This is a genomic window from Allobaculum sp. JKK-2023 (genome assembly GCF_034745455.1).
GTDB lineage: Bacteria > Bacillota_I > Bacilli_A > Erysipelotrichales > Erysipelotrichaceae > Allobaculum.
Genome location: NZ_JAYERV010000003.1, coordinates 2,765,899 through 2,789,810, shown reverse-complemented (window position 1 = coordinate 2,789,810; position 23,912 = coordinate 2,765,899). Strand labels below are relative to the sequence as shown.

Here is a 23,912-nt window from a genome sequence, read left to right as displayed (position 1 = left end):
TATTGAATTGTCTGTAATCAGAGTTTTCAAAGAGCCATCTGTTTGTGAGTGAATCAACTTCCCTCACAAGACTTGTTTATCTTATCATCTGCCATATCGGAAGTCAACATCTTTTATGAAATTTTTTAAGAATTTCACAAAAGATGATGACTTCGATATCTAAAGGTGATTTGCGTCAGGTCAGCAGCTTTGTCACCGCGTTTTCTTAACGCTCATATAGGATATCATCGCAGACATCCGAATGCAAGCATTATTGTGAAACAACCAACATTTTTCACAATATGTGATTTTATCCTCACTTTTGCCTGTGCCGGAACGTTAAGCATTTAAGCTTGTCATTTCACAGCTTTTCTACAGTACTGCCTGTAGAGGGGATCTGTCAAGAAAAGCGTCCTGATTTCAGGTCCCTGACGATTCGAATCTGTGCCCGATGCCACTTTTTTTGGCAATGACCAATGAGGCCTGATTTCTTCCAGGTTTTCCAGGCAGGATTGTTCGCTTCCAGAATTTACTTTGGATGTCCAGGAGGATTCTTAATATCGGATCTTAGCAAGTGTAGATTTTAAGAGCAACCACCCTTTGGTGCGCGCTTTTTGCCAGAAATATTCCTGTTTTTTGAAATACGCTTTAAATTTCGCTGAAGAAGTGATTAAACGTTCAAGATAAGCTCTAAATTGTTACAATATAAAAATGATCGGAATTCCAGTTGAAGAACTCATCGCAAAATTTGATACTTACCAGCAGGGCGTTGACTTTATTGAAAAACAAGTCACTGCCGGCAAATTAGCGCCTGTAAAAAGCTCAGGGTTCAATGGGAAAAGACCACCCTTATACCAGCGCTATCGGAAAATAAAACCAAAAATAGACCATACCCCATTAGTCATCCAGGCAGATCGAACGATCCACCCTCCTCTTTCGGCCGCTTTCTATAAAAAGCACCCAGCACAATTCGAGCAGGATCAGTTCATGATTTATGCGCTTCAGGACTGGCTGGATGCTCATCCTGATTTCTGTGAAAAGATCTCGTGTAATGAGCGCAGCTTTGAAATTTTCGGACAGGAAAAAGTCCTCGCCAGACATGGTGAACGGCTTTGTAAAAATCTGTCACTGGATATCAGCCGGCTGGCCTTTTATCAGACCTGCGAGCCATTATTCGTTGTCAGCAAATCCAGCGCGCCCGGCAATCTTCTGATTGTTGAAAACCTGGATCCCTTTGTATCGATTCGAAACCTGCTCCAGCAAAAACAACCGACTGTTTTAGGCTTTCCGATTCAGTCTGTGGCTTATGGAGCCGGCCGCCGCATCGAAAGTACCTTCATGGATTTACTTCAGTTTGGAAGTGACAGCCAGAAGCAGAGTTTAAATCCGGTGTACTACTGGGGAGATCTGGATTATGAAGGGGTGCGGATTTACGAATCTTTTGCCAGCCGGTATCCGGATCTTTCCATTGTCCCCTGGAAACTGGGATATCTGGCCATGATCGACAAAGCCAGAGAACAGATGACTGCCGGAAAAACGATGCCGATTTATAAGGAAGGACAGATCGAAACAGAAGGTGCAGTCTTTTTTTCCTATTTTGACCAGGCCTTCAAAGACCAGGTTACAGATCTCTGGAAACAGGGTCGTTATATTCCTCAGGAAATCCTGAATGTCAGTCACTACAAGACCTGATGGCCTTTTTCGCTCTTTCCTTTTTGAAAAAACATCTTGAAGGAAAGAGCAAAAATCTGTCCAAACAAGAACAGAAGGACCAGACACGCTTTACCAGGATGTCTGATCCTTTTGATAGAAAGGAGATCTGTCATGCAAAGCGAGTTTTACCGTGATCTGGAAAAGCGCATGTATACCATTGCCTTGTTTGGCCAGCTGTTTTCTTTGTTAAAGCAGCGCGGCCGAACCTTGGACAGTTATGGATTTTCCAGACTTGATGAACAGATTTTATTGTTTTTCATGGTCCTGCGTTACATCATGGAGCGCACCCTGGCCAGTGAAAACTGTTTTTTAGAAGATATTGCTCTCTGTATTTTAGAGGGCAACCGTGAACTGTTCCATAAGGAACTGGATCTGGAACAGTGTACAAAATTAGCCGACTTAATGGTTTCCGGCATCTTATGTAATCAGGGAGCTCCCTTCAGCTTTAATCCGATTGAAGGCGATGACCGCTGGAAGGTGCGTCTGAATTATCTGACCTCCCAGGTTGTCTATGATGGTCCAACCCCAAAAGCCTCTTACAAAATGAGCGATGATGGATTCCATCTGATGCTCTCTACGCTCGAGATGGAAGAAAACCTGCGTTTACAGTTTCGGGACCTTGTGTTTGAGCTTCAGATGAAAGCCAAAAACTATTCCAAAGCTCTTGATGAAATTCGGGAAATCTTTCAGCTGCTCAAAATTCAGGAAGTTGAAATCCAGAATAAGGCCATGCAGGTTCGATCGAATGCAGCTGTCCTGGATCAAAAAGCTTACGTAGAATTGAGCCGTTCAACCTATACCCTCATTTCAGAAAGCCGCACCAAGTTTCAGGGATACTGGACCAATGTCAATCAGCTGCTCCAGGAGCTCCAGCGCGCTCTGGCTGCCGGAACCTTTACAGCCAAGGATGAAGCCGACCTGGCTTCCCTCAGTGACATCAGCACCTATCTTTCCCGCTCTATTCTTGCTCAGGCCACTATTCTTGAAGCCATTCAGCAGTTTTCCCGTCTCCTTGATGAACAGCTTCAGTTCCAGATGCGTCAAAGTTTTTATGAGCGTCGGCCATTCAGACAGGTAATCTGGCAGAAGATCATGGATGAACCTTCGAATCTGGAAAATTTTGATGAACTGCTGCATCCCTTGTTCTTTAAAGCCCCGCCCAAGCAGTTCACTCCTGCCCGGGCTTTTGAATATCGTTCCCTGCGGGTAAATGAGCTGGATGGAACACTTGAAGAAGTCGATCCTGATTATGATCAGCTCGAATATGAGCGTCAGAAAGAAGAAAATATCCGCCAGGTGCAGCAGATGAATGACAAAGTCCAGACTCTGCTGATGCGCCTGGTAAAAGAACCGGGACATAAGCTGGCTCTGGATCAGATCTTTTTTCGGGATGAATTCGAGTCGATGAATCAGGCCCGTGAAATGTTGTCCAGCCTGTCCTCAATCACTTCTTTTGATCTGAGTGACCTCTTTTCCAAACGCCATGAAATCATTATTGAAGAGCAGACATCTTTTTCCCTGCCGCTGGCCATCCTTGAAGCAATGGAAAACCAGCTGGAATTGCAGGAATATCAGAAACTGAATATCATCAAAAACAATCGCAAGATTGAATTTGCGATGGAAGAAGATGGTCTGGAGGCGTTAGTCCGCATCGATGGTCTGGATCTGAGTCTGGAAAGGAAACCATTATGATCAATGAAATTTTATATACCCTGCTTCAGAAGCACGAACTGCCTTCGAGCGATCCGGCTTATACCTGGCTGATGGAAGCCGACAGCGGCAGGTTAGAACAGCTGGAAGCAGCGGCTGCTGCTTTTGAGTGTCGCCTGGTCACCCGTCAGGGAATGATCTACCTGGTCCCCAATCAGGATAATCTGTTTCTGGGCTATTCTAAAGCAGATTTAAAAGCTGTTTTACTGAAATCCAACCAAAACGATGCCCACTACTATCTGAGTATGTTTGCCCTGCTGGTCTTGCTGGATGCTTTTTACTCTACGGAGTATGGCGGAGGCAGACTGCGCGATTTTCTTTCCCTTGAGGACTGGATGAGCCGCTTTGACAAAGCACTGAACAGTGGTGTCGACCAGAAAGACAATCCAGGGAACATTCCGTATGAGCGTATGGTTGATACCTATAACAATCTTCTGGCGGATCCTTCTCATAAGCGCGCTGCCAACAATAAAGCCCAGCTGTTTTTGACTCTGCTGAAATTTCTGGAAAAGCAGAAGCTGGTCGTTTATCTGCCCGACCAGGAGCAGATCTTTTTAACCGAACGCATGAACGCGTTAATGGACAGCATTTTACGCTCTGACAGCCAGCTTGCGATTTTACGTTCGGTAGAATGTGAGGATGAATAATGCCCCTGCTCAATCAAATCCGGCTGACGCACATCGAATACAACTATGGCCGCAATGTAATTCCTGACCAGATCCTGGATATCGATGGCATCAGCACCTTATTAAAGATGGAAAATGGCGGCGGTAAGTCTGTCATGACCCAAATGCTGCTCGCTCCCTATATTTCAGGCCGGCAGCGCAACTTCCCCAAACGGGCCTTTGCGGATTATTTCAAGGATTCTAAACCATCCTTCATCGTTCAGGAATGGTTAAAAGATGGCAACGCTGGCCGCTTCTGCATCGGCCTGATGATCAACCGTCGGCAGGCTCAGGACCAGGACAGTCAGGAAAAGATCAATCTATACGCCTGGATCAGCGAATATTCTGATTCAGAACCTTTTGCCCTGTCCAATCTGGAACTGCTTGACGAAACTGAAGATGGCCGCCGCAGCTATAAAACTTTTCAGGCCTCTAAATCCATGCTTGAAGGCTTTGCCAAAGAGTATCCCAGCCAGTTTGCGATCTATAACCTGGGCAATTCAAGCCACAATCGGATCTATCAGTCTCGCCTGATGGAACTGGGCATTGAACCGGCAGAATGGCGGCAGATGCGCGATTTCAACCTTGAAGAATCCGGAATGTCTAAATTCTGCGAGACATACGATACGGAAGAAAAACTCTTGCGCCGCGTTCTGATTCCAGCAGCGGCAGCCAAGATCGATAAGGAAGCCGGCCTGGATGACCGCTCCAGCCATCTGGCGCATTTCATTTCCATGACCACTGAATTTGTCGATCTCCAGGCCAAAAATAAAGACAACCTCAAAGCCATGGGTGAACTTCAGGAGTTTCAGAAACTGCTCGATTCGTTCTATACTTCATCGCTCAGTCTGGCCGGCGAATATCAGGATCTCAATGACACCGGCAGAAAGCTGGAGGCCTTTGCGGGTGGCATCGAAAACGCACTGGCGCAATTCCAGCATGAAGACGAAACTCTTGAGGCACTCCTTCGTCAGGCCAAGTCTGATCTGGATCACCTGGAATATGAGGGACTGTCCAAAAAGTGGTATGCGAACAAAGAAGAATACGACGCCCGCAGCAGCGAACTTGATCTGGTTGCGGAAGATCTGGAAACCAGTCAGTCCAAATTAGCTGAACTGGAACAGATGGCTGCCAAACTGGATTGTGCCCGCCAGAATGAACAGGTCGAAGAAACGGAACAAACCTATCTGGAATATAAAGAAAAAGCGGAAAGCGCCAAACTGTCTAATGATGAAGTCGAAAAGAAACGCAACAGTTACGGCAGTCGACTGTATCAGCTGTACAGCCAGGCTTTAAGCGAAAAAGAAGACGCACTCAAAACAGTGCGGACGACGATCACCAACCTGAACCAGGAGGAAAAAGAGGCGCATAAAAAGCAGGATGAACTCAATCGTCAGACGCGCAAAGCCTCCTCCAAAGCAGCTGTCTGCCAAAGCCGTGTCGACGATTTCTTCAAGCGCGAAGAAAAATTTCTCAAGGCGAATGCTCTGCGTCTGGATCACAGCCTGAGCTGGATGGAAGACAAGCCCCTTTACCAGACTCTGACCAGCGCTCTGGAAAACAGCCTGAATCAGGCAAAGCAGCATCTGGCCAGTCTTCAGGCAAAACTGGAAACTGCCCGAGCCGAAAAACAGAGCCTGGACGATCAGCTTCACCAGAACGATCTCGACAAGCTTCAGACTCAAAATCAGCTGACTCTCAATGCCAGCGCTCTGGATGCAGCAGCCAAAGCATTCGAAAAACGAAAAACACTGGCCGTTCAGCTGGGAATCGATCTGGAAAAGATCTGGCAGTCAGACCTTTTTGACTATAAATATCAGGCCCTGATCTCCCGCTTTGAAACTCACCAGGATCAGGCCATGGCGGATATTGCTGCCTGCAAACGCAGTCTTGAAAATCTGCAGACCGGAACCAGCCTGGAACTGTCCAATGAGATGAATCAGGTTCTTGATGAACTTGGCATTGAGAAGATGACCGGTGCAATGTGGCTGCGCGAATCGACAATGCATCCAAAAATGAAAGAAAAACTCGTCCGCGATTTTCCTTTCTTCCCTTATGCCCTGATTATGGATGACAACTTATCCGCCCAGGTACTCGAGGAATTCAAAAAGCGGGACCTGTATACCAGTGAACCGATTTTCTTCTGTTCCCGCGAACTGCTTTCCAGCACCCCAAATCCCTCTCCTGTACTCAATTCGCTGAGTGCCTACCTGCATTTCAACACCAATCTGATCTTCCCTTCCAAGTTAAAGGAGCTCATTGCTTCTTTATCCGAAGAACAGAAAAGCCATGAAGCCTTCCTGGCTTCCAGCCGCAAGTCTCAAAAAGATCTGGAAGCTTTATTCAAGGAAGTCGAAACAGAGAAACTGACCGAGCAGAAACTGGATGCCCTCAATCAGGAAAAGACAAAGCTGGAAAACACCCTCCAGACTTTGCGCGACCAGAAGACCGATCTGAAGCTCAAGATCGATCAGTGCCAAAAAGCAATCACCGATCTGGATACACAATGCAGCCAGGCAGACAAAACCGTCGACCAGAAAACGCAGCTTCTGAACGCCTGGAACGAACATGTTCAGTCTTTCGAACAAGTCATTGTCGACCAGCAGCAATACGACACTCTGCAAGCCCAGCTTGCTTCCATGAAAAAGGACCTGGAGGCGATCGAGGCCAGTCTGTCTGCCCTTGCCGCAAAGAAACTGGATGCCGCCCGCCTGTCTGATCGACTTGCCACGCAGGTGGATGAAACCAAGGACCAGACCAGCTACTTCGAGCAATTTAAAGAAGCCAAACCCGCATCCGGCTCGCTTGAAGAACTTCAGCCGCGCTTTGATTCTCTTTCCCTGGAACTGAGCAGTTCTCAATATGGTGTCTATGTCAAAGAACGAGACCGGGCCCGTAAAAATCTGCGTCTCTATCAATCCCGTCTTGCGGCAATGCAGGAACGCTATAACCTTACAGAAGCCGACTGGAAAGATGTTTTGTACAGCACGCATGCAGAAGATGTCAACCGCGCTGAGATTGCCGACGTTCAATCCGAAATTGATCAGCTGCAATCCGAAAAACTTGAACTGACCCGTGAAGTCTCCACCCTTGATGGAAAGCGCCAGGGTCTTGAGTCACAGATGAGCGAACGCTTTGGAAGCCCAAAACCACTGCCGCAAAGCGAATGCCATGAAGGAGATCTCAAAGAGTACATTGACAAAGCTCGCAATGACCAGCAATCCCTTCTCAAAGATAAAGAAGCTCTGACCAAAAAGAATGACCATTTCCACCAAGTCTATAACTCCGCCAGCACCGAAGCCGATTCTCTGCTGGAAATGACTCGATTTGTCGGCCTGCGCACCAATGAAGCAGGAGATGTTCTGCACCCTCAGCCGATGGAGGTCAACGACTGGACCAGCGAACAGCTCGATACCACACTCTCGCAGCTGGTCACTTCCGGACGCCGCCAGCAGAAAACGGCAACCAGTTTCTTCAACGACTTCAGCCGTCAGCTTTCTAAAGCCAAGGAAACCTATCGTTCCCGTCTGGCTTTATGCTTCCAGATGCTCGAAGCCATTGAACCGCTGCTGGCCAACCCGGCGACGATGCCTGATGAACTGGAGCAGAAGAAAGCCCTTCTTCAGACATTTATCGATAAAACCGAAGCTGACCTCAAGCTGCTCAAAGATAACCGGACCGCTCTTGTGCAGACCCTGATGGACTACATCTCGCATCTGCATGCGAACTTAAAAGCCATTGACCAGGATACCACCATTCAGGTCGGTCACATTCAGCGCAAGATGCTCAACATCGAACTCAAGGACTGGACAGAAATGGAAGCCGTCGCCAAGGCGCGCCTCGAAGAATACCTCGACAACCTGATTACAGCTATTGATGCCCACCCGGATAAGCAATCTGCACTGATTGAGCAGCGCATTCAGGCTGCTGCTTTATACGATGCGCTGGTAGGGATCTCAGGAATTCCGATCCGGTTATACAAAATCGAAGAAAACAACCAGATCAAAATTTCATGGAACGAAGCCGGCAAGCTATCTGGCGCCGAAGGGTTCTTATGCGCCTTTGTCGTCATCAGTGCCGTGCTCAATTTCCAGCGCAAAGACACCGTCTCCAAGGTTTATGGCAAAAAATCCTGGCACCTGCTCCTGTTAGACAATCCCTTTGCCTACGTACAGAGCGGACATATCATCCAGGCTTTAATGAACCTGTGTCAGTCTACCGCCACGCAGCTTGTTGCCTTTTCCAATGTGGGCAATGCCGAAGTCATCAACGCTTTTAAAAACATCTACACCCTGCGACTGATCCCCAACTACGATGATAAAAACCATCTGGGCGTCACCCACACCAAATCTCCAGACCGCTCGGCGATCGATCCAATTCAGATCCGTACCTATGATGATGCGTCCAAAGCCGAACCCCTGGAAAATACCTTCGAACAGACTCCTCTGTTTGATGAAGAATAGTGGGGTCTGCCAGAATCTCTCAATCCCAGATCCATTTGTTGAAAACGCAATTCAATCAAAACAAAGCTCTCGTTTTTCCGGCTGTCAGCCAGAAATCACGAGGGCTTTTCTTATCTGAATAAAGTAGTGGAATTGAGGCAGCTGATTGCCGGAAAAGACGAATAAGGGGAAGAAGAAAAGGAAAAATAAGGAAGAGGAAGCAAAAATCACTTCATCCTGTCAGAATCCATTGGTTTATAATGTCTGTATGGTCCATCCAGATGGCTTCATTCCCTGAGGCCCATTGTCTATCAGACATTCGTTGTATTCATGAAGAGGAAAATATGAAAAATTCCCCAGAGATTCAGTCTGAGCGGCTGATTCTTAGAAAATTTACCGAAACCGATCTGCCTGCCCTTTATCTGATTTTTCAGGATAAAGACGTCAACCAGTTTCTTCCCTGGTATCCCTTGGACTCGCTTGAGCAGTCACGGTCTTTCTTTGAACAGCGTTACGCAAGTCAATATGTACAAAATCAAAGTTATGCTTACGCGATCTGTCTAAAAGAGGATAATGTTCCCATCGGCTACATCGAACTCAGCATGAAAGAACCTTACGAACTTGGCTACGGCCTAAAAAAAGAATTCCGGCATCAAAAAATCATTACCGAAGCCGTTTTGACTCTTGTCCAACAATTAAAAGCTGATCATTTCCCCTATTTTATAGCCACTCATGATGTTCGAAATCCCCGAAGCGGCGGTGTCATGCAGCAGATTGGCATGAAATACCAATACTCATACGAGGAAATCGTCCAGCCTAAAAATCAGCGCATTCTTTTTCGGCTGTATCTTCTCAATCTTGATGGCCACCATGATCGCCAGGTTGCACATTTCTGGAATCAATCCATAATCCATTTCATTGAAACGAACCTCTAATTCATTGAAATGAATCTGTAAACTCGAACAGGATAAACACTCAACGAGCGTGCATGGCCTATGGAGGACACTTTTCAAAAAGCATTCTTCATTTCTATATTAGCCTAAACTAACCAAAATAAAATCCCTGAAGAATATCGGATTTCTCCTTTATTCTTCAGGGATTTGCTTTTGTCTGGCGACTTCCTATTTTTGCTTTTACACTATCGTCGGCGTTCAATGGCTTAACGGCCGTGTTCGAGATGGGAACGGGTGTGACCCATTGGCTATCGTCACCATACTTTGCATTGAATCAGCGCATCCTTGGATGATCATTCAATGACAGATTCGGTTTCAGTATTCTTGCGAATACCGAGGGTTGATTTCATTTCACATGAATCTTTCAAAAACAAACACCAGCTTCAACATAACTTTGGTTACAGTTATGATCTGATCATTTCTGATCGTTTTACTTCTTATTACCGCCTGTCTGTGATTTTGAATGATTCTGGAATCATTGTCTTTAACATGCGTCTTTGACTCTGTTTCCATCTTCTTCATTCTTCACCACTTCCAACAGGCGCTCTCGTTTATCTTAGATTAAGCTTTCGACCGATTAGTACTGGCCAACTTCATTACTCACGTAACTTCCATACCCAGCCTATTTCCTTGTAGTCTTCAAGGGGTCTTATCTACCGCAGATCTTATCTTGGGGCTGGCTTCGCACTTAGATGCTTTCAGCGCTTATCCATTCCCTGCTTGGCTGCCCGGCTGTGCCACTGGCGTGACAACCGATGCACCATTGGCAGGTCCATCCCGGTCCTCTCGTACTGAGGACAGCTCCCCTCAGATCTCCTGCGCCCACAACAGATAGGGACCGAACTGTCTCACGACGTTCTGAACCCAGCTCGCGTACCGCTTTAATGGGCGGACAGCCCAACCCTTGGAACCGAATCCAGCTCCAGGATGCGATGAGCCGACATCGAGGTGCCAAACCCCGCCGTCGATGTGAACTCTTGGGCGGGATCAGCCTGTTATCCCCAGGGTAGCTTTTATCCGTTGAGCGACGGCCCTTCCATTCGGTACCGCCGGATCACTAATCCCGACTTTCGTCCCTGCTCCACTTGTTGGTGTCGCAGTCAGGCGCGCTTATGCATTTACACTCTCTGTCTGGTTTCCATCCAGACTGAACGCACCTTTGGGCGCCTCCGTTACTCTTTAGGAGGCGACCGCCCCAGTCAAACTGCCCGCCTGGCACTGTCTGTAAGATTCTCTCTTCACGTTAGGGCTTCAAATCATCAGGGGCGGTATCCCAACGGCGGCTCCAAAGAAACTGGCGTTCCTTCTTCATAGCCTCCCGCCTATCCTGTACATGATCATCCAAAACCCAATACCAGGCTGCAGTAAAGCTCCATGGGGTCTTTCCGTCTAGTTGCGGGTAACCTGCATTTTCACAGGTACTAAGATTTCACCGAGTCTGCTGCCGAGACAGCGCCCAAATCGTTTCACCTTTCGTGCGGGTCAGAACTTACCTGACAAGGAATTTCGCTACCTTAGGACCGTTATAGTTACGGCCGCCGTTCACTGGGGCTTCGGACCACTGCTTCTCCTTAACGGATAACAGATCCCCTTAACCTTCCAGCACCGGGCAGGTGTCACCCCATATACTTCGCCTTGCGGCTTTGCATAGAGCTGTGTTTTAGTTAAACAGTCGCTTGGGCCTTTTCACTGCGGCTCTCTCGAGCGCCCCTTCTTGCGAACGTACGGGGCAATTTTGCCGAGTTCCTTGGCAACAGTTCTCTCGCTCACCTTCGCTTACTCAGCGCGCCCACCTGTGTCGGTTTTGGTACGGGCCGCAATAAAGTTTAAGCTAGAAGCTTTTCTTGAAAGCCGCTCCATGTGCTTGACTACTTTCTTTCGATTTCGCTTACCCCTAACGCTCTGTACGTCTTGATCCGGATTTGCCTGGATCCGTACTGCCGCGCTTGGCCCTCAATCCATTAAGAGGGTCACACTTCCCGTCTTTGTCACTCCATCGCCTTTATTGCGGGTGCAGGAATCTTCGCCTGCTTTCCATCTGCTTCGCCTGTCGGCTTATCATTAGGTCCCGACTGACCCAGGGCGGACGAACCTTCCCCTGGAATCCTTGGGCTTTCGGTGTGCAGGATTCTCACCTGCATCTCGCTACTCACACCGGCATTCTCACTTCCATGCCCTCCACAGACTCTCACGATTCTGCTTCCATGAACATGCAACGCTCCCCTACCATAAAAATCTTTCAATCCTTATCCGCGGCTTCGGCAGATGACTTAGCCCCGGTACATTTTCGGCGCAGGGCCACTCGACTAGTGAGCTGTTACGCACTCTTTAAAGGGTGGCTGCTTCTGAGCCAACCTCCTAGTTGTCCGTGCGTCCCCACATCCTTTTCCACTGAGTCATCATTTTGGGGCCTTAGCCGGCGGTCTGGGCTGTTTCCCTCTTGAGCATGGACCTTATCACCCACACTCTGACTGCCAACTACTCTCCTTGCGGCATTCGAAGTTTGATTCCATTCAGTACCCCGGGATGGGGCCATCATGAATTCAGTGCTCTACCTCCGCAGGCTTGCGTTAACGCTAGCCCTAAAGCTATTTCGGGGAGAACCAGCTATCTCCGGGTTCGATTGGAATTTCTCCGCCAGCCACAGGTCATCCGCCAGCTTTTCAACGATGGTCGGTTCGGTCCTCCACAAAGTTTCACCTCTGCTTCAACCTGCCCATGGCTAGATCACCCGGTTTCGGGTCTGCTCCTGGCTACTTCATTCGCCCTGTTAAGACTCGCTTTCGCTTCGGCTTCGCATTTTCCTGCTTAACCTTGCATCCAAAAGCAGCTCGCCGGTTCATTCTACAAAAGGCACGCCATCACCCTTTGACGGGCTCTGACTTCTTGCAGGCATACGGTTTCAGGTTCTCTTTCACTCCGCTTGCGCGGTTCTTTTCACCTTTCCCTCACGGTACTTCTTCACTGTCGCTCACTCTTACTTATTCAGCCTTGGCGGATGGTCCCGCCTGCTTCCGACAGGATTTCACGTGTCCCGTCGTACTCAGGATCTCGCTGACTACTTGGCTTGCTTTCCAGTACAGGGATTTCACCTTCTGTGTCCGTGCTTTCCATCACGTTCCTGTTCACTCGCGTTTCGTCTGTTGCGCTCCTACAACCCCATATCGCTATGGTTTGGGCTAATTCCCTTTCGCTCGCCGCTACTCGGGAAATCACTGTTGTTTTCTTTTCCTCCGGCTACTTAGATGTTTCAGTTCACCGGGTTGCTCTCCATATCAAAGACATGGATGACTGGATATGACTCCAGCCGGGTTCCCCCATTCGGATATCCGCGGATCGTCGCTTTCCTGACAGCTCCCCGCAGCTTTTCGCAGTCTGATGCGTCCTTCATCATTCAAGAGTGGCAAGGCATCCTCCGTACGCCCTTCCTTGCTTGATCTAGTTTCAAATATGCTTGTTTTTAACTATGCTTTTTCGAGATTTTTCTAATAAGAACTGTTAACTGTTTTCTGACTTGGTAAATCTTGTGACTTCAAAGATTGAATTTCTTCTCTCTTTTCAGTCGGTTACTTTCGTAACGTTGTTACTTACAACTTACGTCAGACCTTCTGTTATGTCTTATACTGATGTTCGTTTTTCAAAGATCCATGTTGTGATCGAATGAAGATTTCTCTATCACTCAATCTGGAAGATCGCTCTTCCAAAACTCTGTTACAGACTCCAACTTAGTTACTTAATGCTTCCTTGTACTTTCTCCTTAGAAAGGAGGTGATCCATCCCCACGTTCCCGTAGGGATACCTTGTTACGACTTAACCCCAGTCATCGGCCCCGCCTTCGACGACTCACTCCTTTTCAGGTTATGCCATCGGCTTCGGGCGTTGCCGGCTTCCATGGTTTGACGGGCGGTGTGTACAAGGCCCGGGAACGTATTCACCGCGGCATGCTGATCCGCGATTACTAGCGATTCCAACTTCATGAAGTCGGGTTGCAGACTTCAATCCGAACTGGGACGCCTTTTCTCGGGTTCGCTCCACTTCACAGCTTCGCTTCCGTCTGTAGGCGCCATTGTAGTACGTGTGTAGCCCAGGCCATAAGGGGCATGATGATTTGACGTCATCCCCGCCTTCCTCCGGTTTGTCACCGGCAGTCTGATCTGAGTCCTCATCTTACTGGTAGTAACAGATCACGAGGGTTGCGCTCGTTGCCAGACTTAACTGAACATCTCACGACACGAGCTGACGACAACCATGCACCACCTGTGTGGATGATATCCTCCAACTTATCTCTAAGTCTTCGCATCCCATGTCAAGGCCTGGTAAGGTTCTTCGCGTTGCTTCGAATTAAACCACATACTCCACCGCTTGTGCGGGCCCCCGTCAATTCCTTTGAGTTTCACACTTGCGTGCATACTCCCCAGGCGGAGGAGTCATTGCGTTAGCTTCGGCACCGGGGCATTACCCCCGACACCTGCTCCTCATCGTTTAGGGCGTGGACTACTAGGGTATCTAATCCTATTTGCTCCCCACGCTTTCGTGCCTGAGCGTCAGTAACAGTCCAGGCGGCCGCCTTCGCCACTGGTGTTCTTCCATATATCTACGCATTTTACCGCTACACATGGAGTTCCACCGCCCTCTCCTGTCCTCGAGCGTGGCAGTTTCCAAAGCCTGTACAGGTTGAGCCCGTACCTTTCACTTCAGACTTGCCACGCCGCCTGCGCACCCTTTACGCCCAATCATTCCGGATAACGCTTGCCACCTACGTATTACCGCGGCTGCTGGCACGTAGTTAGCCGTGACTTTCTGGCAGGTTACTATCAAAAGAAAAGCATTTCCTCTTTCCTTCTTTTCTGACCTGCAACAGAGCTTTACGATCCGAAGACCTTCCTCACTCACGCGGCATTGCTCGTTCAGGCTTGCGCCCATTGACGAAAATTCCCTACTGCTGCCTCCCGCAGGAGTCTGGGCCGTGTCTCAGTCCCAGTGTGGCCGATCGCCCTCTCAGGCCGGCTATGCATCATCGTCTTGGTAGGCTTTTACCCTGCCAACTAACTAATGCACCGCAGATCCATTCATCTCCCAGGCTTTAGGGCCTGTTTCAAAAACAGAAGATGCCTTCTGTTTTCCTATGGGGTTTTAGACTTCGTTTCCAAAGCGTATCCCCCGGATATGGGCAGGTTATCTACGTGTTACTCACCCGTTCGCCACTGAACACAAAAGTGTTCCGTTCGACTTGCATGTATTAGGCATGCCGCCAGCGTTCATCCTGAGCCAGGATCAAACTCTCCATTTGATATTGACTCAACGCTATTGCGTTTATATTTCGTGAATTGATTATTGAAGTATTAAGTGTTGTTTCAAGAATCGACGTGTTAATTTCGAATATTGAATTGTCTGTAATCAGAGTTTTCAAAGAGCCATCTGTTTGTGAGTAAATCAATTTCACTCACAAGGCTTGTTTATCTTATCATCTGTCGGATATGAAGTCAACATCTTTTGTGAAATATTTTTAAGAATTTCACAAAAGATGATTTCTTCGATATCTAAAGATGATTCGCGTCAGGTTATCGGCTTTGTTACCGCGTTTCTTAACGCTCAGTTACTATAACACCGGAAGGTATCCCAGGTCAAGCATTTTTGTGAAATATTTTTTAATATTCACAAGTTGGTGTCTTCAGCGCATTCAGATCAAAGTGATCGAATTCCAGTAATCTCGTTCAAAACTTCCAATTCAATATTTTTACCATTTTGCTGATCGGCTTGTCAACTTTTTCGATCAATCGACCGAATAGACAGGCACCTGACAGGTATGTTTGGTGGATATCTCTTTGCTTCCGTCCTTCTGGCTTTGTTCCAGCAGGGATCTTAGCCCCTCGGTCAACAAATCGTATTGCTTCTGGAGCCATTCATTTTGAGCTTTGAGTTTTTCATTTTCCTCACTGACCCGTTTCAGTTCAGTTTTGGCTTCGAGATAACGCAGCTGATAATCGATTTTACCATCCGGTCCGACCGGTTCATCGGTTTTATTTTTGCGGCCGCGGGTGCCGGTGGGTACAATGTCGCCTGTCTGAGGGTCAATTTTGCCAATCAGCCGTCTTTTGGAGCGGGTAAATTTCTTTTCTTTATCATAGGTGTGCTCCAGAACTTCATAAACATAAGTCACATCATTCTGTTTGTTATAGGATTTAACAATACGCATACTTTGCTCCTTTTCTGGTCGGTGCCGTTTTCTCTAATATTTTATCTCTTATTTTATCTCTGTTTTTCTATCAGCGCCTCATCGGCTACAATCTCCCCCTTTTTCCATTAACCAGCCCCCTTTTGATCTTCTTCGAAATTTCTCCATGAACATTCGAATCTTCTTCAACATAAATTTTCTGAAATGGTCCGGCTTTAAATCTGGCAAATTCCACCCTGTTCATTTTTGAAAAATTGAGGACAATAGTAAAGAAGAGGGACTCCACTCATGCAGAATAAATGGATCCTTTTGAAAGATCTAAAAGTACATAGAAAGACACATGCGTATTGGGAAAACGATTTTCAAAAAGAAAGGATGAAATTCGATATGGAAAGAAAGCCAATCAAACTGCTGATTATGGATATTGATGGCACCCTGGTCACAAACAAAAAGGAAATCTCCCCCGCAACTTGTAAAGCCCTCATCGATCTGCAAAATAACGGGGTCAGACTCGCTCTGGCAAGCGGTCGTCCGGCCAAAGGGATGCTTCGATTTGCCAGACAGCTCGAGATGGACAAACACCATGGCCTTCTGATTTCAAGTAATGGAGCGAAAGCCGCAATGTCATTTAGCTAGAAAAATATGACCTCAAACTTTGTATAAAAATCAAAGACAAAGTGGATGATAGGAATAGAATTTGCTGCTGATTATATCCATATGCACCAACCAAGCACAAAATATACTGATTGATTTGGCTGTATTCATCAAAATAGGTGCACTAAAAACAACCCTTCGATAAGAGCCGTTTTTAAGAATTGTATGGGTGGTTTGTATCAATAAGATGCGCATATAATGCACTTATCGATAGGTGAACCATATCAAACGATTGGGATGGAGATTTCGCTTGAAGCTTCTTTCCGGCCGAACGGGCAGTTTTTCTCTTAGCAGCTCCTCGGTCAGAGCCTGAAACTCCGCTTTTGTAATTTGACGAATCGTTCGATTCTTCGTCCACTTCGGGGTGAACGTGTTCCTGATAGCCCGTATCGCCTTAGTTGTATTGATTTGGTATTCATAAGTTGTCTGATTCTCTTCTTTATTATCTGATTGAGATGATTCAAGAACACACTTTTTGATCTCGGAAACCAGATTGTAGAAGATAAGGGATGAATAAATCTCCTGAATGATGTATTCTGCTTTTATCGAGTGGATACGTTTCATTCCTATTCCATATTTAAGCCAGGAGAAACTCTGCTCGATTCGCCACCTTAGGTGGTAAATAAATCCAAGAGCCTCCGGAGGAAATTCTGCTTCATCCAGATTGGTAATCAGTCCTTCCCAGACGTTGTCGCCAATCTCGATAGCTACCACCCTGCAGTCAAAATCAATAAATTCAGATTCTGGATCAATCTGTCTCATTGATTTTTTGACCAGGTATTTCATCTGGGGGTTTTCTTTTTCCCCTTTTCTTTGGTGGTGGGTAAGAATGCGGCTGATCTGCTGGTCTTCTGTATGGTCAAGCTCTGTATAAGTCAGGCAGCTATACTCTCGTTCTTTCATACGTATGAGGTATTTGTGCCCTAAGGATTCAATAAGCTTACATAATGGGTAAGAGAAATACCCTCTGTCCATGACAAAGAGAAATGTCTCGCCAGGATAAGCTTCGTGAATCTCCTTGACCATTTTCATAGCAGCGGCCCGTTCGTCTTTGGACCTCTGGTCTTGAGTGACGATGGCTAAAAATTTGTCATTAAGTACGTCATAGGCTGCGTTAACGTGAATACCGGCCCGGATAATGTTTTCCTTGTTCTTGGTATAAATGATGTAGTCAGGTTCATCTTCATTTGGCGCAACAGGTTCATTGGTTCCGTCAAAAGCGATTACCCTGTGTTCTTTATATTTTTTATCCATGGAATAAAGTGCCAAGGTGGCTTTGTGCAGTGCTGAAAATACGCTGACTGGAATCTTGGCTTTTGTCTGAACAAGTGCCGAAGCAGATGGTCTTACACTGCCCATGCCGAAATAGTTCATGGATAAATCGGAGAGTGTTGATCCATTCCCGATAATGGATGTATTCAGGAAATGGAACAAGTTTATTTTTGATGATCGATAATGACTTCGTGAGAAAGCTCCTGTTTGAGAAGCAAGAATCTTCTCCTGTTTGTGGGCAAATTCCTCAAGGAATTTCATGAATCTTTGATAAATCTTATGTGGTGAAGTAACTCTAATTGCCATTTTATTCCTCCTTAAACGGTTGCATTTTTGATTGAGTAAGGATTAAATTAGACAATTATAGAGTTGTTGTCAAAGCTAATTTTCGTTAAACCAGAAAATATAAAATCCACCATCTGTGCACGGATGGTGGACAATACTAACTATCAAAAACTAAGCTAAATGACATTGGCGAAAGCCGAAGAAATAAATACCGGTAAAGTTCTTTTTGAACATGCGCTGTCCGTTGCAGAAGCCCAGGCTGTTCTGGAACACCTGAAAGCCTTTAATGTCCGGCCGATGATTGAAGATGGTGACTATATGCAAGTTAACAACGTCTTTGACTGCATGATCACTACTGGGGGAAGAAAGTTCAACGTGATTGAATACGAAGCCCACAGCAATGGCTTTCTGCTCAAAGAGAGTTCCGATCTGGCAAAGTCTGTAAACTTCCGGCCATCCAAAATTCTGACGGCCGGCGATGAAGAATACCTTAAAGATCACTGGAAAGAAATTGCAGAACCATTCAAGGAAACTCTCGATTCGATGTTTACTTCTCCGTTCTACTATGAATTTACCGCCAAAGATACCAATAAAGGATCTGCCATTGAAGCGTTAGGCTATGAAAAAGACGAAATCGCGGCCATTGGAGATGCCCAGAATGATTTACCGATGTTTCGGGCAGCCGGAACCAAAATAGCGATGGGCAACAGTGTGGATGTTGTCAAAGAAGCAGCTGATTTTGTCACTGATACCAACGAAAACGACGGCATTGCCAAATGGATCGAGACGTACTTTGGCTAAATCCTTTTTTGCCCGCTTTCTTTTTGATCCGGACCGTCCGGATCTTTTTTCATTGAAAAGAAAAAGCTTCCCCTCCAGAAACTGTATGGTCACCTTACATTTTCTGAAGGGGAAGTTTTCCCATTCTAACCAGTTCACACTTCACTCGTAGTCTTTCTTTAATTCTTATTTTTGATTTTATCCTTTAGAAGATATCGGCTCACAGGAGCGGATTTCGTTCTTTTCCAAGTTGTAACAGATTAATCCCTCTTTGCGATTTCTGTAAATACCTTTTTCCTTATCAATGACCAGGCCCAGATTTCTCAGGACGATTTGCCGGCTTGTCCCGTTTTTCCATTTTGACTGAACCACTCTGGCATACACCTTTCCATTCTTTGTCGAATAAGCAATAAACATTATAGTACCCCCAACTTTCTCTCTCTTCTATTTTCTTTATGCGCCGATTCGCCCGCTCTATTCATCCCACCGCTCTTTTGGGCTGGATTGAGGTATTCAAAGGATGGAAGGGGATGATGAAATGAGCCGAAAATCATTTTTACCTATCCCTGCCCTGTTATGCACAGTTCTAACGAACATTTAAATAAGCACAAACATTGTCCTTTTTCAAATCAGATGAGCATTCTGGACAATCCTGATCTGCGGATTTTAAATCTACAGACGCTGATGTTTTCTTTAATTATAAAGCTCACATAATCCCAGAAAAGAGGCGCGTACCGAGTCCTTCCGATTGCGTACCCAGTGGTGAGAGACTGAGTCAATTTTTATAAAAATTCGAACTATTTTACGGATGGCCGTCAGAAGATGGGCATGGACTCCTCAACAGAAGACTCCTTTTCATAGACTTAAAAATTTAACCATTTGACCGTTTGCTTTTTTCACCGAATCCTGAAAACATGACTAATATTCAACGAAAACTATTGTAGTTAGAAAAAGCTAATGACCATCTTTTAAGTAATGATTGCCTGATCTTGCACAGAATGGTTACAATAGAATTCTGGCAGTTTTAGTGATTTTTGCCCTTGTTTTCCCGCAATTCTCTTCTGCTTTCTTGTTTTCTTCGACAGTTATCGTGCGGAAAACAAGGTTTAAAGAGTAGCGCCCGTTTCGGGATTCTGGAACGAATGGATCAAAAAGCAGACGATTCTGACCAAAGCAAGCGACAGAATGGATAGAGTGTTTTTTCACTGGAATTTTCGTCTATGATAGTTTTAGTAATGAATCATCACTATGTTTAGTTTTCTGTAACCGCCAGCGAAAAGCAGGTTCAGATATCACAGACTCTTCCCTGACAGACTTCTGTCAGACAGTCGGGCGATAACTGTTGGAAGATTGTGGTTTCAAAAACGATCAAAGCTAGTATTCAAGACATTAGTGATTCGTTTGATATTGAGAAATCCAAAAGAAAGGAAATGCCTATGGCTGTTCATATTCTGATTTGCGAAGATAATCCTCTTCAAAACCAGCGAGTCCAGCAGCTGGTTCGTTCCTGCAGCTACCCTTGCGAAGTGAAGGTAGATGCGTTTTTAACTCCGGCTTCGCTGATGGAAGCAATCCGTCAACATAAAGGGCCAAAAATTGTCATTCTCGATATTGCCTTAGGCGGGAATCAGGATGGTGTAACCCTTGGAAAGCGGATCAATCAGATTGATCCCGATGCTCTGATCATTTTTATGAGTCAGTTTCTCGAAAAAGCCTGTGAAGTCTATGAAGCTGACCATTGTTACTTCATTTATAAGCAGCAGATCGAAACCAGACTTCCGCTTGCCCTGAGAAGAGCCTTTTCAAAGCTAGAGGCCAAACTTCCGGATCTTGTTCTCCATACACTTGATGGCCCAATCGTTCTCAAGCCGGAAGAAATCATTTATCTGGAGCGAATCCGCCGCTACACCCTGGTCTATACGGCAGCGCAGACCTTCAAAGTGAAAGAGTCTATGGAAGAAACGATTGAAAAAGTGCCCGTGCTCTTTTGCCGGACGCACCGTTCTTTTACCGTCAATCTGGCCCATGTGCAGACCTTTCTTGGGACTGACTTCCGGATGAAAGACCAGCGGCTCGTTCCCGTTTCTCGTTCCTATGCCAGACAGGTCAAAGAGAGGTTTTCTGAATACCTGCTGCACAGCTGGAAAGGCCAGTCATGAAACTGAGCCGGCGTTCGCATTGGCTGATCATTCTTTTTCTCTGCTGTGAACTGGTCTACCTGGTCAGTTATCCGCTGGTTCTGAAACTGTTTCCGTCCCTTACGCAGACGACGATTCTGTGGATTTTTACCGTCCTGTTTCTGGTTTCCGGCCTGGTTCTGATCGCTCTGCTGGCAAGTCTGGTCGGTCAGATCCAGGAAGAAGAAAAGAAGGAAGCAATGATTGAAATCTACAAGATCCGCAATGAACAGATCTATTGTCAGATGAAGGCCGAAGCCAATATGAAAAAACTCTCAGAAAAACTGCAGGCCATTCTGGAAGAAACACCCAGTCTGAATGGACTGGACCGGGCTACAGTTTTGCTGGAACAGGAGCGTGATGGGCTGTATCGTCGTTTCTGTTTTCATCCACTGATCAATGCGATTCTGTTAAACAAGTCACAGGTCCTGCAGAAAAACCGGATTCCGTTTTCAGTGGCCGCCGCGGTCCCTGCTGTCCTTGAAGTAGATTCTCAAGCCGTTCTATCCGTCCTGTTCAACCTGATTGATAATGCCATGGAGGCTGTTTTGAAGTTTCCAGATCCCTGTAAACACCCTATTGAGCTGGATCTTCATGTTGTCGGCAATTTTTTGATTATTGCCATCACCAATGATGTTCAGGATGATTCAGGTTTGTATACCGGGAAGTCTTCAAAAAGCGATCCAACCGGTCATGGACTTGGACTTTCCATTATTGAATCCGCTTGTAAAAAAAATAATGGCTGGCTGCATCGAGCCATTCGGGATGGTCAATGCGAATTCATCGCCGCTCTGGCGATCAAACGAAAGGAAGAAGCATGTTAACTCTGATCAGTGCTGTCATTCAGGCTGCTGAAGCCGGAACGTTTTTTGCCTTCTTCTTAAAAACGGAAAATCGTCTGCGCTCTGGATTTCTGGTCTTTCTGGTCTTTCTGTTCATTCTCGAGCCGATCAGTCTGGTGACTCCTTATCGCTATGTTCTCTGGATGAATCTGGTCAATGAATTCATTCTGTACATCACGCTGTGGCTGATTTTCAGGTCGGACACCCGACTGAGAATCCTTCTGGCCCTTGGACTGAACCTGTTTGTTGCTTTACTCAGTGATGCATTTTTACAGATGTTCAGTACTGTGATCTTTCATGTCCATCACGATTCAGATTCACTGCAGCCGTTTCTGACCATCTTCGATCCGCATTTGAGCTATATGCGTTTTATGTGCTGCGGACTGTATGCACTGAATCTGTGGATTGTGGTCCGTATTTTCTCACCGGTTCACTCCACCAGACTTGCTCCGATTCTTGCGGCCATTGGTCTTGTATTTTCAGGCACTCTCAGCTTTTTTTGCGGAGTCAGAATGAGCCTGGTTTCCTCTTTGAGCTATACGATCCAGCAGTACCTCCTGATCAGCCTGGTCATCCTGTTCTTTATCGGGATATCTTTATGGCTTCTGATTCAGGAAACCCGCAAGAGCCTGCGTATCAATGCCATGTTGCAGATCGAAGAAGAATATCATCGACAGTTGGAAAACTATCTGCGTGAAGAAGATAACGAACAGCAGCTCAGGCAGTTCCGGCACGATATTCTCAACTTTCTGGACTCCCAGAAGCTGGTTAAAGACCACCCAGAAGCTGGTTAAAGACCACCCAGACCAGGCGCAGGCACGGCTGAATGATCTGTGGGCCTCTTTTGGTCAAATCCTGCATGCAGCTTCTCCAGGTCCGGAAAACTCAGATTCCCATCCACCTGAAAATTGATCTTCTTCCAAACTGTCACAGAACAGAAATTAGACTCCCCTGCTTCCATTCAGCTTAGTCTTCAAACAGGTTTGCTCCAGCCAGCTGGGCAGACCTTTTTTCATGGTGAGTCTTCTTGCCTGTCATGGTCCAGTTTTTACATCTGATCAGCCGGCATTCAAAATCCTGCAATTCTTTTCTCAATCTGCGGATTTCATCTTGAAAAAGCCCTTCCACTAAGCGAAGATAATCAAACCGTGCCCATTCCGGCCAGTCAGCTTCCACAGGCGGATGCTCTGCCGTTTCAAAGAAGTACTCAAAGATCCAAAATCCGCCTCCAAGAACAAGCATAAAAAAAACAGAAAAAGTTAAAAGTACAAGAAAAAAGTTAAAAACATACGAAAAGGAAACAGGAGAACGATATGAATCAGCAAACCAACACCGCTGCTCTGGTCAATACCACCGATCAAAAAAAGAAGCAGTCCCTCACAATGGATGAACGCCGCCAGAAAGGGCTGTTATATCGTTGTGATGACCCCGAAATTTTAGCAGTCCAGAAACACAATCTGCTGCTGATGGACCAGTTCAATGCGTTAGGCACCCAGGATGGCGCGAAAAGAGTGGCTCTGTTAAAAGAAATGATGGCTGAATTTGGCGAAAACAGCTGGATCGAAGGCCGCTTCTATGCCAACTGGGCGGGCAAGTTCTGCCACATTGGTAAAAACGTTTATATCAATTTCAATTTTGGCATGGTGGATGACGGCGATATTTTCATCGATGATGATGTCATGATCGGTCCGAATGTCACTTTGATCAGCGGCACTCATCCCAATGATCCCGATGCCCGCCATGCCTTATGGCAATACACCGCTCCCATCCATATTGAGCGCAATGCCTGGATTGGTGCCGGGGCGACCATTCTGCCTGGGGTTACCATTGGTGAGAATGCGATCATCGGGGCTGGCAGCCTTGTCAACAAAGACCTCCCGGCCAATGCCATCGCCGTCGGCAATCCATGTAAAGTCCTGCGCTTCTTAAACGAAGAAGACAAGCAGTACTACGGCCATCACCAGCCTATGGTCTTTGACTAAGACCCGTGCATCGGATCGGATTTCCTTCCAGCATTCATTGAAAACAGATTATCAAAAAAATGCACAAACGATCCCTCAATGATTTTCAAGGATCGTTTGTGCATTTCTGGTTGTGTATAGCCATTTTGGTCTGACGTCTGGCTGGTTTGATTTTGTCGGACTTTGCCGCTAACCATTTTTGGCCCCGCCAGCGGAAGATGAATGGCCGGCAGGGCCAGTTTGGTAATGAAAATGGAAATTCGATTCAAGGAAAAACTGCCTGGCGTGCGAAACGGTGAATTGT

Annotated in this window: 14 protein-coding genes and 3 rRNA genes; 11 read left to right on the top strand and 6 right to left on the bottom strand. The window is 46.4% G+C overall.

Annotated elements, in window-relative coordinates:
* Positions 1 to 690 precede the first annotated feature (690 nt).
* From U4956_RS11340 to U4956_RS11320, 5 genes are all read left to right on the top strand, one after another.
* Positions 691 to 1,671: a Wadjet anti-phage system protein JetD domain-containing protein gene (locus tag U4956_RS11340; protein WP_323090806.1), complete on the top strand. Its 981-nt coding sequence runs from the start codon at positions 691 to 693 to the stop codon at positions 1,669 to 1,671.
* Between the two features lie 132 nt (positions 1,672 to 1,803).
* Positions 1,804 to 3,384 carry a hypothetical protein gene (locus U4956_RS11335; protein WP_323090805.1) on the top strand — a complete coding sequence of 527 codons (1,581 nt, stop codon included), beginning with the start codon at positions 1,804 to 1,806 and terminating at the stop codon, positions 3,382 to 3,384.
* Positions 3,381 to 4,049, top strand: coding sequence for a DUF6063 family protein (locus tag U4956_RS11330; protein WP_323090804.1), 669 nt, complete (start codon positions 3,381 to 3,383; stop codon positions 4,047 to 4,049). The genes U4956_RS11335 and U4956_RS11330 overlap by 4 nt, the downstream gene beginning before the upstream one ends.
* Positions 4,049 to 8,530 (top strand): hypothetical protein, encoded by a 4,482-nt coding sequence (locus tag U4956_RS11325; RefSeq protein ID WP_323090803.1) that lies wholly within the window; start codon positions 4,049 to 4,051, stop codon positions 8,528 to 8,530. Before U4956_RS11330 ends, U4956_RS11325 begins: the two co-directional genes overlap by 1 nt.
* A gap of 323 nt (positions 8,531 to 8,853) precedes the next feature.
* Positions 8,854 to 9,444 (top strand): GNAT family N-acetyltransferase, encoded by a 591-nt coding sequence (locus U4956_RS11320; protein WP_323090802.1) that lies wholly within the window; start codon positions 8,854 to 8,856, stop codon positions 9,442 to 9,444.
* A 173-nt stretch (positions 9,445 to 9,617) separates the two neighbouring features.
* On the opposite strand, the gene rrf is transcribed toward U4956_RS11320, so the two are convergent.
* The 4 genes from rrf to U4956_RS11300 all read right to left on the bottom strand — a co-directional run bounded on the left by rrf (position 9,618) and on the right by U4956_RS11300 (position 15,658).
* A 5S ribosomal RNA gene (rrf, locus tag U4956_RS11315) occupies positions 9,618 to 9,724 on the bottom strand.
* A gap of 295 nt (positions 9,725 to 10,019) precedes the next feature.
* A 23S ribosomal RNA gene (locus U4956_RS11310) occupies positions 10,020 to 12,901 on the bottom strand.
* Between the two features lie 322 nt (positions 12,902 to 13,223).
* A 16S ribosomal RNA gene (locus U4956_RS11305) occupies positions 13,224 to 14,752 on the bottom strand.
* Together the 16S, 23S and 5S rRNA genes form the textbook arrangement of a ribosomal RNA operon.
* A 483-nt stretch (positions 14,753 to 15,235) precedes the next feature.
* Entirely contained in the window at positions 15,236 to 15,658 is a 423-nt protein-coding gene (locus tag U4956_RS11300; protein WP_323090801.1) for a hypothetical protein, read from the bottom strand.
* 366 nt (positions 15,659 to 16,024) lie between these two features.
* Between U4956_RS11300 and U4956_RS11295 the strand changes: the two genes are divergently transcribed.
* On the top strand, positions 16,025 to 16,273 hold the full coding sequence (locus tag U4956_RS11295) for an HAD-IIB family hydrolase (RefSeq protein WP_323090800.1): 249 nt from the start codon (positions 16,025 to 16,027) through the stop codon (positions 16,271 to 16,273).
* A gap of 222 nt (positions 16,274 to 16,495) precedes the next feature.
* Here U4956_RS11295 and U4956_RS11290 read toward each other — a convergent pair whose 3' ends face one another.
* Complete coding sequence (locus U4956_RS11290) at positions 16,496 to 17,869, bottom strand: IS4 family transposase (protein WP_323090195.1); 1,374 nt, start codon at positions 17,867 to 17,869, stop codon at positions 16,496 to 16,498.
* Between the two features lie 159 nt (positions 17,870 to 18,028).
* Here U4956_RS11290 and U4956_RS11285 point away from each other — a divergent pair, with 159 nt between their 5' ends.
* From U4956_RS11285 to U4956_RS11265, 5 genes are all read left to right on the top strand, one after another.
* Entirely contained in the window at positions 18,029 to 18,649 is a 621-nt protein-coding gene (locus tag U4956_RS11285) for an HAD hydrolase family protein (RefSeq protein ID WP_323090799.1), read from the top strand.
* Positions 18,650 to 20,064: 1,415 nt separating this feature from the next.
* Positions 20,065 to 20,787 carry a LytTR family DNA-binding domain-containing protein gene (locus U4956_RS11280; RefSeq protein WP_323090798.1) on the top strand — a complete coding sequence of 241 codons (723 nt, stop codon included), beginning with the start codon at positions 20,065 to 20,067 and terminating at the stop codon, positions 20,785 to 20,787.
* A complete protein-coding gene (locus U4956_RS11275) occupies positions 20,784 to 21,629 on the top strand; it encodes a GHKL domain-containing protein (RefSeq protein WP_323090797.1) in 846 nt (281 codons plus the stop codon). Before U4956_RS11280 ends, U4956_RS11275 begins: the two co-directional genes overlap by 4 nt.
* On the top strand, positions 21,623 to 22,441 hold the full coding sequence (locus U4956_RS11270) for a hypothetical protein (RefSeq protein ID WP_323090796.1): 819 nt from the start codon (positions 21,623 to 21,625) through the stop codon (positions 22,439 to 22,441). The genes U4956_RS11275 and U4956_RS11270 overlap by 7 nt, the downstream gene beginning before the upstream one ends.
* A 519-nt stretch (positions 22,442 to 22,960) precedes the next feature.
* Entirely contained in the window at positions 22,961 to 23,629 is a 669-nt protein-coding gene (locus tag U4956_RS11265) for a sugar O-acetyltransferase (protein WP_323090795.1), read from the top strand.
* Here U4956_RS11265 and U4956_RS11260 read toward each other — a convergent pair.
* On the bottom strand, positions 23,626 to 23,877 hold the full coding sequence (locus U4956_RS11260) for a hypothetical protein (RefSeq protein ID WP_323090794.1): 252 nt from the start codon (positions 23,875 to 23,877) through the stop codon (positions 23,626 to 23,628). The genes U4956_RS11265 and U4956_RS11260 overlap by 4 nt on opposite strands.
* Positions 23,878 to 23,912: the final 35 nt, after the last annotated feature.